11 protein-coding genes and 1 pseudogene are annotated in these 14,756 nt (G+C 47.4%); 9 read left to right on the top strand and 3 right to left on the bottom strand.

Annotation, left to right across the window (positions count from 1 at the left end; all coding sequences use genetic code 11):
* The first annotated feature begins 77 nt into the window (after positions 1-77).
* The 7 genes and pseudogenes from RIG68_RS20230 to RIG68_RS20195 all read left to right on the top strand — a co-directional run bounded on the left by RIG68_RS20230 (position 78) and on the right by RIG68_RS20195 (position 8,567).
* Positions 78-563 carry a DinB family protein gene (locus RIG68_RS20230; protein WP_350126417.1) on the top strand — a complete coding sequence of 162 codons (486 nt, stop codon included), beginning with the start codon at positions 78-80 and terminating at the stop codon, positions 561-563.
* A gap of 100 nt (positions 564-663) precedes the next feature.
* The gene (locus RIG68_RS20225; RefSeq protein WP_350126414.1) at positions 664-1,716 is read left to right on the top strand and encodes a uroporphyrinogen decarboxylase family protein; all 1,053 of its coding nucleotides are present in this window, start codon (positions 664-666) and stop codon (positions 1,714-1,716) included.
* A 243-nt stretch (positions 1,717-1,959) separates the two neighbouring features.
* Complete coding sequence (locus tag RIG68_RS20220) at positions 1,960-2,121, top strand: UPF0175 family protein (protein WP_350126411.1); 162 nt, start codon at positions 1,960-1,962, stop codon at positions 2,119-2,121.
* Positions 2,114-2,572 (top strand): annotated as a pseudogene (locus tag RIG68_RS28910) (PIN domain-containing protein). The gene RIG68_RS20220 and the pseudogene RIG68_RS28910 overlap by 8 nt, the downstream one beginning before the upstream one ends.
* A 232-nt stretch (positions 2,573-2,804) precedes the next feature.
* Positions 2,805-3,533 (top strand): ImuA family protein, encoded by a 729-nt coding sequence (locus RIG68_RS20205; RefSeq protein WP_350126405.1) that lies wholly within the window; start codon positions 2,805-2,807, stop codon positions 3,531-3,533.
* A 4-nt stretch (positions 3,534-3,537) separates the two neighbouring features.
* A complete protein-coding gene (locus RIG68_RS20200) occupies positions 3,538-5,037 on the top strand; it encodes a Y-family DNA polymerase (RefSeq protein WP_350126402.1) in 1,500 nt (499 codons plus the stop codon).
* Positions 5,038-5,345: 308 nt separating this feature from the next.
* Positions 5,346-8,567 (top strand): error-prone DNA polymerase, encoded by a 3,222-nt coding sequence (locus tag RIG68_RS20195; protein WP_350126399.1) that lies wholly within the window; start codon positions 5,346-5,348, stop codon positions 8,565-8,567.
* A 67-nt stretch (positions 8,568-8,634) separates the two neighbouring features.
* Here the strand turns inward: RIG68_RS20195 and RIG68_RS20190 are convergent, their stop codons facing one another.
* From RIG68_RS20190 to RIG68_RS20180, 3 genes are all read right to left on the bottom strand, one after another.
* The gene (locus RIG68_RS20190; RefSeq protein ID WP_350126396.1) at positions 8,635-8,982 is read right to left on the bottom strand and encodes a DUF5615 family PIN-like protein; all 348 of its coding nucleotides are present in this window, start codon (positions 8,980-8,982) and stop codon (positions 8,635-8,637) included.
* Positions 8,979-9,206, bottom strand: coding sequence for a DUF433 domain-containing protein (locus RIG68_RS20185; RefSeq protein WP_350126393.1), 228 nt, complete (start codon positions 9,204-9,206; stop codon positions 8,979-8,981). The genes RIG68_RS20190 and RIG68_RS20185 overlap by 4 nt, the downstream gene beginning before the upstream one ends.
* Before the next feature lie 212 nt (positions 9,207-9,418).
* Positions 9,419-10,195 carry an NUDIX hydrolase gene (locus tag RIG68_RS20180; protein WP_350126390.1) on the bottom strand — a complete coding sequence of 259 codons (777 nt, stop codon included), beginning with the start codon at positions 10,193-10,195 and terminating at the stop codon, positions 9,419-9,421.
* 147 nt (positions 10,196-10,342) lie between these two features.
* Here RIG68_RS20180 and RIG68_RS20175 point away from each other — a divergent pair, with 147 nt between their 5' ends.
* Both RIG68_RS20175 and RIG68_RS20170 read left to right on the top strand, forming a co-directional pair.
* Positions 10,343-13,726 carry a ThuA domain-containing protein gene (locus RIG68_RS20175; protein WP_350126387.1) on the top strand — a complete coding sequence of 1,128 codons (3,384 nt, stop codon included), beginning with the start codon at positions 10,343-10,345 and terminating at the stop codon, positions 13,724-13,726.
* Between the two features lie 24 nt (positions 13,727-13,750).
* Entirely contained in the window at positions 13,751-14,599 is an 849-nt protein-coding gene (locus tag RIG68_RS20170) for a ThuA domain-containing protein (RefSeq protein ID WP_350126384.1), read from the top strand.
* Positions 14,600-14,756: the final 157 nt, after the last annotated feature.

The following is a 14,756-nucleotide window of genomic DNA, read 5'->3' as shown; positions in this document are numbered from 1 at the left end:
TTATGAACCATTCCGGCTTCAAAGTACTTTTTCTCTAAAATACATTCTCAAGAATTATTATCTCTAACTAATTTATGATGAACCAACAAGCACTTTTTATCAAAATGGCCCTGGATGCCTGGAATATTCAGATTGAACGCACCAACCAACTTTTCGACAGCCTTAGCCATGAGCAAATTGCTGCAGAAGTAGCCCCGGGAAGAAACACTGGCTCTTACCTGCTTGGGCACCTTGCCGCAGTGCACGATAACATGCTTCCTTTACTTGGTGCTGGGGATAAACTGTTTCCGGCTTTGTACGAACCCTATGTAAGGACACCGGATAAGTCAGGCCAAAATACGCCCGTTCCTGAATTAAGAGCTGCCTGGACTAAGGTGAACGAAACACTTTCATCGGCATTTGAAAAATTTACAGCAGAAGGCTGGTTTGATCGTCATACTGCCGTAACTCCTGAAGATTTTGCCAAGGAGCCCCACCGCAACAGACTCAACCTGATCATGAACCGCACGGCTCACCTGGCCAATCATTTGGGGCAGCTGGCGTTCCTGAAAGAAAAGAAATAACTGAATGAATAGCGGGAAATGAGTCCGCCCTGGCTTATTCCCGCTTTCAAGTTGACGTGGTATTTCGTATTATTATTCGGATAAATGATAACCAACTACCATGTCCTACTCATCGATTGACCGCAGAAAATTCCTACAATCCATTGGCGCTCTGTCAGCAACAGCCCTGGCAAGTAGTTGGATATTACCTTCCTGCAACTCCCGCCCGCCTGTTAATAAGCGAGAAGCAGTACTACAGCTAATTGCGACCGGAAAAAACAATGGATACATCCCCTGTGGCTTTTTTGTCCATTTCGGAGAGGGTTTTAAGACAGGTGACGCAGCCGTAAAAAAGCATATGGAATACTTCCATGCCATTGACATGGATTTTGTGAAAATTCAATATGAGTCTGAATTTCCAGCCTTAACCACCATTCAAAAACCCGAAGACTGGGCGAATATGCCTTTTTACGGAAAGGACTTCTATGAGAGTCAGTTGTATGTGGTGAAGGAGCTTGTAAAAGAAGGTAAAAAACACGCTCCCGTCATTGCAACTCTCTATTCTCCATTCATGAGTGCCGGGCATTCCGTTACCGGTGAGTTACTAACGGAGCACCTCAAGCAAGATCCGGAAAGTGTGAAAAAGGGAATGGAAATTATCACCGAAAGTACACTTCTCTTTGCCCGGGAGTGCATCAAACTAGGGGTGGATGGGTTCCTTGCCTCTACGCAGGGAGGAGAAGGTTTTCGATTTCAGAACCCCTCTATTTTCACTGATTATGTCAAGCCTTATGACCTGGTGGTCATGAATGAAATCAATGCTGCCTGCTCGTGCAATGTCCTTCATATTTGCGACTATGTAGGAGATTATGATGACCTGAGTCCGTTTGTGGACTATCCGGGTCAGTTGGTGAATTGCAGCCTGAAAGTGAATAATGAAATGTTAACACCTAAAGACCTTCATAAGCAGTTTAACCGCCCGATTTTTGGCGGACTGGAAAAAAGAGGAGCTATTGCCACTGAAAATACAGCGAGCCTTTCAGCCGAGGTGGATGCTGTGCTGCAAAACATCCCGGAAGGATTTGTTCTGGGTGCAGAATGTGCCCTTTTGGGAGAAATTGACTGGAAGCAGGTAAGACTGGCAATTGACATTGCTCACCAGTACAAGGCATAACTTTTAACTTACTCCTAAGAGTCCGGACATGCGGCTCTTAGGTTCTTTATTGTAAAAGGCATGAAAAAGCTTAAATTTGATTGATGGAGTAAGGATGCTTTTTCAAACAGCCAATGAACTGCAAGGAAAGAACAAGCATACGAATCCATCTGACCATTTAAAATTAATTATCGACAATGAAGCAAATGGTGCTCAATATCCCGGATTCTTTAAATCTCGATGAGAAGGAGATCGCCATGACCCTTGCCTCTAATATTATACGAGGAAGGCAAGCTGTCCCTTGGGCAGGCAGCAGAGTTGGTTGGGATATCAAAAAGAGCCTTTGCTGAAATGTTGGGCAAGTACAACGTTTCTCTTTTCAACTACCCCCCTTCGGACCTATCCCGAGAAGTAAAAAATGCCTAAAGTAGTTGTATCTGATACAAGCTGCTTTATTGCTCTAACAAATATTAACGAGTTAGACATCCTTCAAAAGCTTTACGAACAGGTTTATTCAACACAAGAAGTTGAGGCAGAATTTGGCGAGAAACTTCCTTCTTAGGTCAATATATTAGATGTTTCTGATAAACAGAAGCAGCAAATACTTGAGTTTCAGATTGACATGGGAGAAGCAAGCGCTATCACACTAGCCCTTGAAATTGGCGCTGATCTTATTATTCTTGATGATCAGAAAGCAAGATACACTGCTGAAAAACTGGGGTTACAAATAACGGGCACTTTGGGTATTCTCATTAAAGCTAAAAAGAAAGGAATTGTTTCATCAATAAAGCCTTTCCTGGAGAAGCTTCAACAAACAAACTTCCGGCTTTCTGAACATCTAATCGAAGAGGCGCTTAAGGAAGCAAACGAATTCTGACATTGAAACTAACTTAAGAGTCAATTAGTACAGAGTTCTCTTTTCTCCTATCTGCTTCAAAAACATCTCCTACACCCCACAGAAGGTTCAGAAGGCATATTGGCCCTAATTCATCTCTGATCATTCATAATACCAACTATTTTAGTAATTATAGATTAATTGCTAATTATGTTGGTTATCACTACCTTTGAAAACCAATATAATTGGCTTTTACACTCCCATTTAGGGCACCATGCAACAGAGTAAGGCAGACATACTTTCCTCTTTACAAACAGATATTCTCCGTTTGCAAGGATACAAATCCCCCGGTAGCTCTACCACCAGGATGCATTTAGGCCTGATGGATGCTGCTTTTCCTAATGGTGTTTTTCCTCTGGGGTCTATCCATGAATTTATGCCGGCCGGCAAAGAAGACACAGCCGCCACCAACGGTTTTGTCTCCGCCCTCCTGAGTAGTGTCATGGGTCCCGCTGGCATTGGCTTTTGGATCAGTGCTGCCCGCACACTCTTCCCCCCTGCCTTAAAAAGCTTCGGCATCTCACCCGAGCGTTTCATCTTTATTGACCTCCGAAAAGAAAAAGAAGTATGGTGGGCTGTTGAAGAAGCACTGAAGTGCCCCTCTGTTTCAGTTGTTGTTGGCGAAATGCCTACCCTGGACTTCACCTCTTCCCGACGGCTGCAACTGGCGGTAGAGCAAAGCTGTGTGACAGGCTTTGTTATTAGGCCCTATGCTGAAAAGTTGACCACTACAGCCTGCGTTTCCCGATGGAAAATAGCCTCCCTTCCTGGCGAAGCGATCGATGAGTTGCCGGGAGTGGGGTTTCCTCAATGGCAGGCGGAGCTGCAAAGGGTAAGAAACGGAAAGCCTGGCACCTGGGAAGTAAGGTGGCAGAATGGTAAGCTGAAGACAGTAGAGAAAGTATTGCATCAATTTGAGCCAGAAGAACGAAAAGCAGGATGAAACCATGGGCCAAAGATTTGTATCCATATGGTTTCGCTACCTGTCTACCGACTGGTTCTCCCTCCGCCAACCTGAGCTGAGAAAGATTCCATTTGTACTAAGAACACCTTCACACGGAAGGATGGTCATTACCTCTTCGAATGCGATGGCAAGGGCAAAGGGTATAGATGATGGCATGGTGCTGGCCGATGCCAGAGCAGCGGTGCCTTCGGTGATAGCCCTGGACGATAAGCCCGAGCTTGCTCAAAAGCTATTGACCCGGCTGGCTGAGTGGTGCATACGGTACGCACCTGTGGTGGCCATTGATCCTCCCAACGGACTTCTCCTTGACGCATCGGGTTGTAGCCACCTTTGGGGAGGTGATGCTGCCTACCTGGCAGATATAGAAAAGAAGCTGGAAACCAGGGGCTATAAGGTGCGAACTGCTATGGCCGACACAGTGGGTGCCGCATGGGCCGTGGCCCGGTTTGGTGGCAAAGACAATATCATACCGCCTGGGAAGCACAAGGAATCGATCTTAAGCTTACCATCACAAGCCTTGAGATTGGAAACTGAATCCCTGGAACGCCTGCACAAATTAGGCTTGCATCAAATTTATCAATTTATTGGAATGCCACGCACCTCTCTCAGAAGAAGATTTGGCCCTCTTCTGCTATTGCGAATAGATCAGGCAATGGGAATGGTGAAGGAAATGCTGAAGCCCGTTGTACCAGCCGAACCCTATCAGGAACGACTTCCCTGCATGGAGCCCATCGTCACCGCCACAGGTATTGAAATCGCCTTGAAGCAATTGCTGGAAACCCTTTGTCATCGCCTCAGGCAGGAGCAGAAAGGATTGCGGACTGCCACCTTCAAAGGCTACAGGGTAGATGGCAAAATAGTGCAGATGGAGATTGGCACCAGCCGACCCACGCACCATGTCAATCATCTGTTCAAACTATTTGAGGTGAAGATTTCAACGCTGGAGCCAGCCATGGGCATCGAGCTATTTACCCTGGAGGCACCCAAAGTAGAGGAGCTGCTGCCAGAGCAGGAACAGTTGTGGGAAGAAACGGGCGGGCTGGACGATATGCGGCTGTCGGAACTAGTAGATAAGCTGGCTGGCAAATTTGGTTCTGCTGCGGTGCACCGTTATTTACCCGACGAGCACTACTGGCCCGAAAGGTCATTCAGGTCTGCTATCTCCTTGCAGGAAAAAGCCAGCACACTTTGGCGGGTGGATAAGTTACGGCCTCTTCAGCTTTTGAACAGGCCTGAGAAAATTGAAGTCAGTGCCCCCATTCCCGATTATCCACCCATGCTTTTTCGCTATAAAGGCAAAGTGCATGAAGTAGCCCGGGCCGACGGCCCTGAACGCATTGAGCAGGAATGGTGGCTACAGCAGGGCCAGCACCGTGACTATTACCGGGTGGAAGACAAAGAAGGGCATCGGTTCTGGATCTTCCGGTCAGGGCATTATGACGACGAAAGCTTCCAGTGGTATGTACATGGGTTCTTTGCTTGAAAATATGGCTCTAAGCTTCTTTTACCTCAAGCCTAAAGGGAGAGAAGCTTAATGAGGTTTGGTCATTATTTAAACCCTTAACAAAGGTTTTATGAAGCAAAATTGAAGCTGCTGCGAAATTCTTCAGCTCCCTTTAGGCGCCGAAGAATTTCCAAATTACACTGATAAATGAAGCCAAAAAATATCTATCTGTTAGTTAAATACTCACAGAACAGAGAAGCAATTATCAAGTATTAAAGAATCCATTACTCCCTTTAGGGTAGGGGTAAAAAATGGATTCTTTAATACCTAACTAGAGATAAAAGTCCATGTCCTACACAGAACTACAAGTCACTTCCAACTTCAGTTTTCTTCGGGGAGCCTCTCATCCGGAAGAGCTGGTGACACAGGCGGCTGCCTATGGCTATAAAGCCATTGCCATTACCGACCGAAATACATTGGCTGGTATCGTTAGGGCTCACATTGCCACAAGAGGCCATGACATCCGCATTATTGCAGCCTGTCGCCTCGACCTGCAGGACGGCCCCAGTCTGCTGGCTTTTCCAACAGACAAGGACGCCTATGCCCGCTTGTCTGGGTTGCTCACCAAAGGCAACCTGCGTACAGAAAAGGGGAAGTGCGAGCTGTACAAGGCCGATGTTTACGAACATGCTGATGGAATTGAATTAGTGGCCATCCCTCCTTTACAATTGAACGAGTCGTTTGATTTTGACCCTACCTTTAAAATCCATCTGCAAGAGTACCGGGAAGCTTTTGGCACTCACCTTCACCTGGCGGCCAGCCGACCCTACGATGGCAACGATCTCAAACTGCTTCACCGCCTCAATCAGCTTTCACAAAGACTTGGCATCTCATTAGTTGCCACTAACGATGTGCATTACCACCACCCCACCAGAAGGGAATTGCAGGATGTGGTGACCTGCACCCGAGAAAAATGCACCATTCAGGAAGCCGGCTTTCGCCTTCACCCCAATGCCGAACGTTACCTGAAACCAGCGGATGAAATGCAGCGGCTGTTCCGGGCCTACCCGGAAGCCATTCAGCAAAGCCAGGCGATTGCCGGGAAGTGTCAGTTTTCCCTGGATCAACTAAAATACAGGTATCCAAAAGAAATCACCAGCGAAGGACGCACTCCCCAGGAAGAGCTTATTTATCTGACATGGAAAGGAGCGCAAAACAGGTACCCCGAGGGTGTACCTGCTGAGGTAAAAGGCAATATTGACTATGAGCTGAAATTCATTGACCAGATGAATTACGCAGAGTATTTCCTCACAGTTTACGATATCGTGCGCTATGCCAGAGAGCAACACATCCTCTGCCAGGGAAGAGGGTCTGCCGCCAACTCCACCGTCTGCTACTGCCTGGGCATTACTTCGGTAGATCCCTCCAAGTTCAACCTGCTTTTCGAGCGATTCATCTCCGCCGCCCGCAATGAGCCGCCAGATATCGATGTAGACTTTGAACACGAACGACGGGAGGAAGTGATGCAGTATATTTACAATAAATACGGCCGGGACAGGGCTGCAGTGGTGGCCACAGTTACTCAACTGCACCACAAGGGAGCTATCCGGGACGTAGGCAAGGTGATGGGGCTTTCTGTGGACACCATCACACGCCTTTCCAGCCTGATTTGGGACTTCAAAGACGAAGGCTTCGACAAAAACCGCATCATCAGTCAGGGTATCAACCCCGATGACCCGACTATTAGAAAAGTACTCGAGCTTACCCATCAATATATCGGCTTCCCAAGGCAGCTGGGGCAGCATACGGGTGGATTTGTGATCACGGAAGGCAGACTATCTGACCTTTGTCCGGTGCTTAATGCCCGTATGGAAGACCGCACCAATATTGAGTGGAACAAAGACGATATTGAGGCACTTGGCTTTCTTAAAATCGACGTACTGGCCCTTGGTATGCTTACCTGTATCCGTAAAGCTTTCGACCTGGCAAAAAGGCATTATGACAAAGACTTTACCCTGGCCAATATCCCGCAGGATGACCCGAAAGTTTATGAAATGATTTGCCATGCCGACACCATAGGCGTGTTTCAGATTGAAAGTCGTGCGCAGATGTCGATGCTACCCAGACTCAAGCCCAGGTGCTTTTATGATCTGGTGATAGAAGTAGCCATAGTGAGGCCTGGGCCTATTCAGGGCGATATGGTGCACCCTTACCTGCGAAGGCGCAATAAGGAAGAACCTGTAGAATATCCTTCCGAAGAGTTGAAGGAGATACTTGGCCGAACCCTGGGAGTGCCACTATTTCAAGAGCAGGCGATGAGCATTGCCATTGTAGCCGCTGGCTTTACCCCTGCCGAAGCTGATGAGCTACGGAGAAGTATGGCTACGTTTAAGGCCAAGGGAAAAGTGTCGTATTTCCACGACAAGCTGGTCAATGGAATGACAGCTAAAGGGTATACGAAAGAATATGCTGAACGTGTATTCAAGCAGCTCGAGGGCTTCGGCAGCTATGGCTTCCCTGAAAGCCACGCAGTGAGCTTTGCATTACTGGTTTACGTTTCTTCATGGCTCAAATGCTACTACCCCGATGTGTTTGCCTGCGCCATTCTCAATAGCTTGCCAATGGGGTTTTACCAACCTGCGCAATTAGTCACCGATGCGAGAAATCATGGCGTTAAAGTGAGGCCGCTCGATATTAATCATTCGGAATGGGACTATGCACTGGAAGAAAAAGAAGGTAAATTTTGTGCTTTAAGGCTTGGTTTTCGACAGGTAAAAGGGCTGAAAGAGGAAGACATCCAGCTCCTGGCGGCTGGCCGGGAACAAGCTTACACCAGCGTGCACGAACTACGGGAGCTAGGGCTATCGGAAAGTGCGTTGGAACGGCTGGCTGATGCCGATGCTTTCCGGTCCATTGGGCTGGACCGCCGACAAGCACTGTGGGAAGTCTCTACCAAAGATCACCTACACAAAGCCTTGTTCTCCTCACAACAACAAAATGAGCACGAGCAAAAGGTTGACCTTCCTGAAATGCAACTGTCCGAACATGTGATCCATGATTATGCCTCCACTTCCCTGTCTATCAAAGCTCACCCGGTCAGCTTTTTACGGGAACAACTCAAACAACTTGGCATTACACCCAACCGTGATCTCTCAGGCGCAAAAGACCGTGGTTTGATCAAAGTAGCAGGGTTGGTATTGGTGCGACAAAGACCCGGCACGGCCAGCGGCATTTGCTTTATTACCATCGAAGATGAAACAGGAACTGCCAATCTGGTGGTTTTCAAGAAGCTATTTGACAAGTATAGAAAAGAAATAATTCAATCGAAGTTGCTCATGGTGGAAGGTCAGCTGCAAAAAGAAGGTGAAGTAATTCACGTGATTGCCAGGCGCCTGATTAATCTATCGGCATTTCTACAGCAGCTCAATAATTCGCAGAAAGAAGACCTGAACTTAAAACCCATGTCCCGTTCTGATGAAACGACCGTGCCTTATGCAAAGTCCAAACCACCTAAGAAGTCTGAGGTGGTGCAAGGCAAGATTTTTCCGGAGGGAAGGAATTTTAGGTGATGCAACACAAAAGGAAGTTCAAATCCCTTGTAGGGAGAACCACATAGTCATTACTCTATTCTATAAATTAAATTTCTCTAATCCTGATTTTACCGAGTGTCACTGTAACATATTTCCCAAACAGACTTGCTCCTTTGGCTTTAATTAAATCTATAACAATGTTGGCAATCAGGTCGAGGTCAGGTCTTTTGTATCGCAATAAAATTACGCTGATAGATTCTTCATGATGAGCAAAAACCCATTCTCCAAAGTCCTTGTCTTCGGTTAAAATAATGCGAGGTGGAGATTTAGATAGGTTAATTACTTCCTGATCGTCAATTCCCCTGTGATTTTCTTTTATTGAAAATACTTCTATTTCGGAGCCCCTGAGCAGTTCAATCATCCTGGGAGGAAGATTCTCATCTGCAAGGATCATTTCTTAGTAAGCAGTTCTTCCTCATTAGCCAACAGCGATGCGGCGTAATTGAGAGCTGCGTAAATATCCTCTTTTTGTACCTGATAATCACTAACAAGCTCGTCCACAGTTGCTCCCTCTGAGAGTTTCTTTAAAACTAATTCCACTGATATTCTTGTGCCTTTTATCACTGGCTTTCCCAAAAGTATCTTATAGTCTGATATGATGCGATCTTGATAAAACATAGACGAAAATACTCCTTTCTCCCCAATATGGCAATGCTTCCAGTATCCTATAACAACTTAGCAAGTAAAAAAAGATACACCAATAAACCCATGTCCCGTTCTGACGAAACCACTGTGCCCTATTTTCGGATAAAGAAACCGGCTAAAGTAGAAGTAGTTCAAACCAAGATTTTTCCTGAGGGGAGGAATTTTAGGTAATGGTTTTGTATTACCTACACCAGCACCACCCCTTCCTCCAGCGCCTTTTCATACACCTCGTCGTTGAAGGTGTAAAAGGTGGGTGAGCGATGAGCCCCGATCTTTAGCTTTTCATCGGTCTTTTTGATCAGGCCGATAGAAATCAGCTTGTTGGGGAAATTGGACGCATTGAGGGTCTTGCCCGACATTACCTCATAAAAAAGCCTGATCTCCTTCAGGGTAAACTTTTGCGGCAAAAGGTTTTTTCCTATCGGGAAATGATACAGGTGTATCCGCATGTTGAAAAGCGCTTCCCGCACTATCTCGTTGTGGTCGAAAGCCAGGCGAGGCAACTCGTCGATAGAAAACCATTGGCTTTCACTCGAAAATATGTCGGCTTTGGGCTGGGCATGAACAATGTCGGTAATGGCATAAAATCCGATGGTGACAGCCTGTCCGGCCAGCCAGCTGTCTTCATTCAGCCGGACGCCCGTCATCTCATACAGCTTCTCCGGGTCAAAACCTTCCAGCCTGTTTCTATCAGGGTCTCCAAACGCCTTGAACTGCTTCAAAAAAAGGTTTTCGATGCCAGTTCTTTCTGCCGTTACCCTGGCAGCCGCCTCATCCAGGTTTTCCGTATGCTTCACGTAACCTCCCGGGAGGCTCCATTGAGACAACAGCCTGTTTTTAAGCAGAAGCACCTGAAGCTTGCCTTCGTGGTAACCGAAAATAGTGCAATCCACCGACACATTGGACCGGTAATCCTGGTACCCCTTCTCCAAAAAATGTCTTATTTCCTGCAATCCGTCCATGGTTGTCAGTCGAGTGAGAATTTATTTATTAATTTTTAATAAATGTTAATAATAAAGCACTTACCTTTATTTATTAGATTCTAACAAATGTAACAAAAAAGCTGACCGGGTCTTCATACCTATTGGCTTTAATTATTAGTTTTCATTATGAAAAAACGCTACATCATCCTGCTGACACTGGTCGTGCTTGTCGCCGCCGCCTACTTTTATTTTACCCGGGACACCCGAGATATCAAAGTGCTCGTATTCTCGAAAACCGCTGAGTTTCGACATGAATCGATACCTGCAGGCAAGGCTGCTATAATGAGCCTTGCTAAGGAGCACGGCTTCCTGATCGACACTACTGAAAACAGCGAGGACTTCAACGAAGCCAACCTTCAGAATTACAACGTAATCGTGTTTCTGCACACCACTGGCGATGTGCTCAACGATGCCCAGCAGCTGGAAATGAACCGCTGGATCCAGGCGGGAGGCGGATTTGTAGGCATCCATGCCGCAGCCGACACAGAATATGACTGGCCATGGTACGGCGAACTGGTGGGTGCTTATTTCAACGGCCATCCCTCCGATCCGAATGTAAGAGATGCTACGGTGCGGGTCGTGGACAAAACCCATCTTTCTACACAACACCTGCCCGAAAACTGGCCCCGCACCGATGAGTGGTACAACTATAAAGAGATCAAGTCAGATATCAACATATTGATGAACCTCGATGAACTGTCGTATGAAGGAGGCACCAACGGAGAAAACCACCCCATCACATGGTACCGTGACTTCGACGGTGGCCGGTCGTGGTACACAGGCCTGGGGCATACCGATGAGGCGTGGATCGACAAGGACTTTATTCAAATGCTTTGGGGCGGCATCCAGTATGCAGCCGGCCCCGGCACACCTGTTGATTACAATAATTCCAGAGTAGCTCCGGAAGAAAACAGGTTCCAGAAAAATGTGCTTGCTTTCAACTTGAATGAGCCAATGGAACTCGATATTTTTCCCAATGAAGATGTCCTCTTTATAGAAAGAAAGGGCGCTATTAAGCTATTCAAAAAAGGCGCCGATAGTGTAAAGCTTGTGACCACTTTCCCGGTACATAGTGAACTGGAGGATGGACTTTTAGGATTTGCCATTGATCCTGACTACACTTCCAATCATTGGGTGTACCTGTTCTACTCCCCTGTGGGTGACAAGCCTATGCAAAAGCTTTCCCGCTTCACTTTTGAAGGTGATTCTTTGCACTATGCGTCGGAAAAAGTGCTACTGACCATTCCTACGCAACGGCAAGAATGCTGCCACTCGGCTGGTTCGGTGGAATTTGGCCCCGACAGGTTGCTTTATGTGTCGCTGGGTGACAATACCAGCCCAAGAGCCACTGGCTATGGCCCAATAGACGAAACACCTGGCCGTTCTGCCTGGGATGCACAAAAGTCGGCATCGAACACGAACGACCTGAGAGGTAAAATTCTTCGCATTAAGCCTGAAGACGACGGCACGTATTCCATTCCCGAAGGCAACCTGTTCGCAGATGCCTCGCAGGGAAGACCGGAAATCTACGTGATGGGTGCCCGTAATCCCTTCAGGATCTCCATCGATCAAAAGACCGGATTTCTTTACTGGGGCGACGTGGGCCCCGACGCCGCAAAAGACAGCACAGGCTTCGGCTCACGGGGTTACGACGAGCTCAATCAAGCCAAAAAGGCAGGCAACTTTGGCTGGCCCTACTTTGTGGGTAATAACTTCCCTTACAACCACTACGACTACACCAACAACAAGACCGGCCCGTTGTTCGATCCCAAAAAGCCTGTCAACACCTCTCCCAACAATACGGGAGCGAAGGATTTACCGCCTGCCACTCCTCCGTTGTATTACTACCCTTATGCGGAATCCACCGAGTACCCGTTGGTAGGTGAAGGTGGCAGGAACGCCATGGCAGGCCCTGTTTTCTACAAAGACCGATACCCTGAGTCGGACCAGCGACTTCCCGATTACTACGACAAAAAGCTTTTCACCTACGATTGGATGCGTGGCTGGGTAATGGCGGTAACACTGGATGACAATGGAGACTTTGTGAGAATGGAGCGTTTTCTGCCCAATATGTTGTTCAACAACATGGTCGACCTGGTCATTAGCCCGTCAGGCGATTTCTACGCCCTGGAGTATGGCACCAACTGGTTCACACAGAATATGGACGCCAGGTTGATCCACATCACTTACTCATCAGGCAACAGGGTGCCGCTTGCGGTCATTGAAGCCGACAAAATGATAGGGTCTATTCCCTTGACAGTGACGTTCAATGGAGACGCTTCAAAAGACTTCGACGGTGACCAGCTGACCTACTCGTGGGCCTTTGGTGACGGTGGCACATCAGCAGAAAAGAATCCAAAATACGAATACAAAACACCGGGAGAATACAAGGTACGTCTTGTCGTGACTGACCCTTCGGGTGAAAGTGCCAGTGCCGAAGCGGCAGTGCTTGCAGGCAATGACCTGCCACAAATTGCCATTAACTTCACGGGCAATCAGTCGTTTTACTGGAGCAACTCGACATTCAATTATGAGGTATCCCTTACCGACGCAGAAGACGGCTCCATCAACAAGGGCATCGATCCATCGTCGGTTACGTTCACGGCCGACTATCTCGAAAGAGGTCACGACCTGACAGAAGTGATGCAGGGCCATCAGGCCAATATGGAAGCGTCGGCTCACCTCGTGGGCCAGGCGCTGGTAGAAGCTTCAGACTGTAAGGCCTGCCACCAACTGAAGGACAAGTCAGTGGGCCCAACTTTCACTGACATTGCCAATAAATATGAAGGACAGCAAAGAGCTGTAGAAAACCTCGTGGAGAAGGTAATCAAAGGTGGCTCCGGCGTTTGGGGCGACTTGATGATGTCGCCACACCCACAGCTAAGCAATGCCGACACAGAGAAAATGATTGCCTATATCCTGTCGCTGAGCGGAAAATCTGTTAAGGGAGGCCTCCCCTACAAAGGTTCCTATGCCCTCAACAAGCATAAGCCGACTGAAAAAGAAGGTACCTATATCTTCACTGCCTCCTATACCGATAAAGGTGCCAACGGCATGAAGCCACTGACGGCTACAAAGGTGCTGTCACTCTCCTATCCCATGATAGGAGGTGATAAGTTCAGCCGCAAAAAGAATGTGATGACTTTCAATGTTACAGCAGGCATGATGCCTGGGATTGAAAAAGATATGACCATGACTTTACCCAGCGATAATGCTGTTCTCCAGTATGATGACGTCGACCTGACGGGCGTAGGTAAGCTGAAGCTAAACTTAGTGGTCGCCCCAACCTACTTCTCAGGCGGCTCAATGAATGTGTTGATTGACGGCGTTGATGGAAAAAAGATAGGTTCTGGTACCTTCGAGACAGGCCTCACTGATCTTGGTTTTAAAGAGATGGTGGTAGATATCGACCCGGTTGACGGCCCGCACACCCTCGTTTTCACATTTAAATGTGCTGATGCCACGAAGATATTTGCCGGCCTGGCCAGCATTGAATTTATTCAAAAATAAAAGAAAGACCCTAACCCTATACCCATGAAAAAGTTTTTAAAAATAGCCCTTTGGTCGGTGCTTGGAGTAGTTGTCGTGCTATGTGGGCTCATGGCGGGCTTTATATACAAAATAAAGAATGGCTTTCCGGTGTCGTACGAAACTGAAGCACCAAACATCAACATTCCGTCAGACAAAACTACTGTGCTTCTCTTCTCCAAGGCTACTGGCTTCAGGCATGGAGAATCTATTGAAGCTGGCAAGAAGGTGTTCGCTGGATTAGCCATCAAGAACAACTGGTTTGTCTACGACACAGAGGAGGGTGGCATCTTTAACGCAGACCAGCTAGCACAGTTCGATGCGGTTATCTTCAACAATTCCACTGGTCGTGTGCTAAACGACGAACAGCAGCAGCATTTGGAAGACTATGTCACCAATGGCGGCAGCCTGATAGGCATCCACGGTGCTGGCGACAATTCGCATCACTGGGATTGGTATACTGACAACCTGATGGGAGCTACTTTCTCCCACCACTCGCTGAACCCACAGTTTCAGGAGACTACCGTCATGCTGGACACAAGTGCTGACAGTGTGATTACAGCTGGTCTCCCTGGTCGATTCACCCACTCTGATGAATGGTATGTGTTCCTGGAGAATCCTCGCAACAAAGGCTTCCAAATCGTCTATACAATAAACGGGGAGAGCATCAACCCCAGCGGCAACATGCTATGGATGACTGAAAAGGATTTTGGTATGGGGAAAGATCACCCAGTGGCCTGGCGCAAACGAATTGGTAAAGGCCAGTCTTTCTACACGTCTATGGGACACGACAGCGGCGCCTGGAATCAACCAGCTTTTGTCAAAATGTTGGAGAATGCGGTAACAAGCAAGTGAGAATCGATCTGTGTTCCCGGTGATTTAGCATCAAGCTTTTAGTCAAAAAAACAAAATCGGTCCATTGCGTGCCTGCGGGGTCAAACTTAGACTTCTCGCTTTTTTACAGAAACAGTGTCCTAATGCAATCCTATTTTGTATTACCACAGAACTATCA

Origin of the sequence: Imperialibacter sp., assembly GCF_040222385.1 — a bacterium.
Taxonomy (GTDB): Bacteria; Bacteroidota; Bacteroidia; order Cytophagales; family Cyclobacteriaceae; genus Imperialibacter.
This window is presented reverse-complemented; position numbering and strand designations above follow the sequence as displayed.

Coding starts and splice junctions, on each gene's coding strand:
- RIG68_RS20190 (WP_350126396.1), bottom strand. CDS start 8,982: ATGATCCTTGCAGATGAGAATCTTCCTCCCAGGATGATTGAACTGCTC.
- RIG68_RS20180 (WP_350126390.1), bottom strand. CDS start 10,195: ATGGACGGATTGCAGGAAATAAGACATTTTTTGGAGAAGGGGTACCAG.
- RIG68_RS20195 (WP_350126399.1), top strand. CDS start 5,346: ATGTCCTACACAGAACTACAAGTCACTTCCAACTTCAGTTTTCTTCGG.
- RIG68_RS20185 (WP_350126393.1), bottom strand. CDS start 9,206: ATGTTTTATCAAGATCGCATCATATCAGACTATAAGATACTTTTGGGA.
- RIG68_RS20225 (WP_350126414.1), top strand. CDS start 664: ATGTCCTACTCATCGATTGACCGCAGAAAATTCCTACAATCCATTGGC.
- RIG68_RS20230 (WP_350126417.1), top strand. CDS start 78: ATGAACCAACAAGCACTTTTTATCAAAATGGCCCTGGATGCCTGGAAT.
- RIG68_RS20205 (WP_350126405.1), top strand. CDS start 2,805: ATGCAACAGAGTAAGGCAGACATACTTTCCTCTTTACAAACAGATATT.
- RIG68_RS20200 (WP_350126402.1), top strand. CDS start 3,538: ATGGGCCAAAGATTTGTATCCATATGGTTTCGCTACCTGTCTACCGAC.
- RIG68_RS20170 (WP_350126384.1), top strand. CDS start 13,751: ATGAAAAAGTTTTTAAAAATAGCCCTTTGGTCGGTGCTTGGAGTAGTT.
- RIG68_RS20175 (WP_350126387.1), top strand. CDS start 10,343: ATGAAAAAACGCTACATCATCCTGCTGACACTGGTCGTGCTTGTCGCC.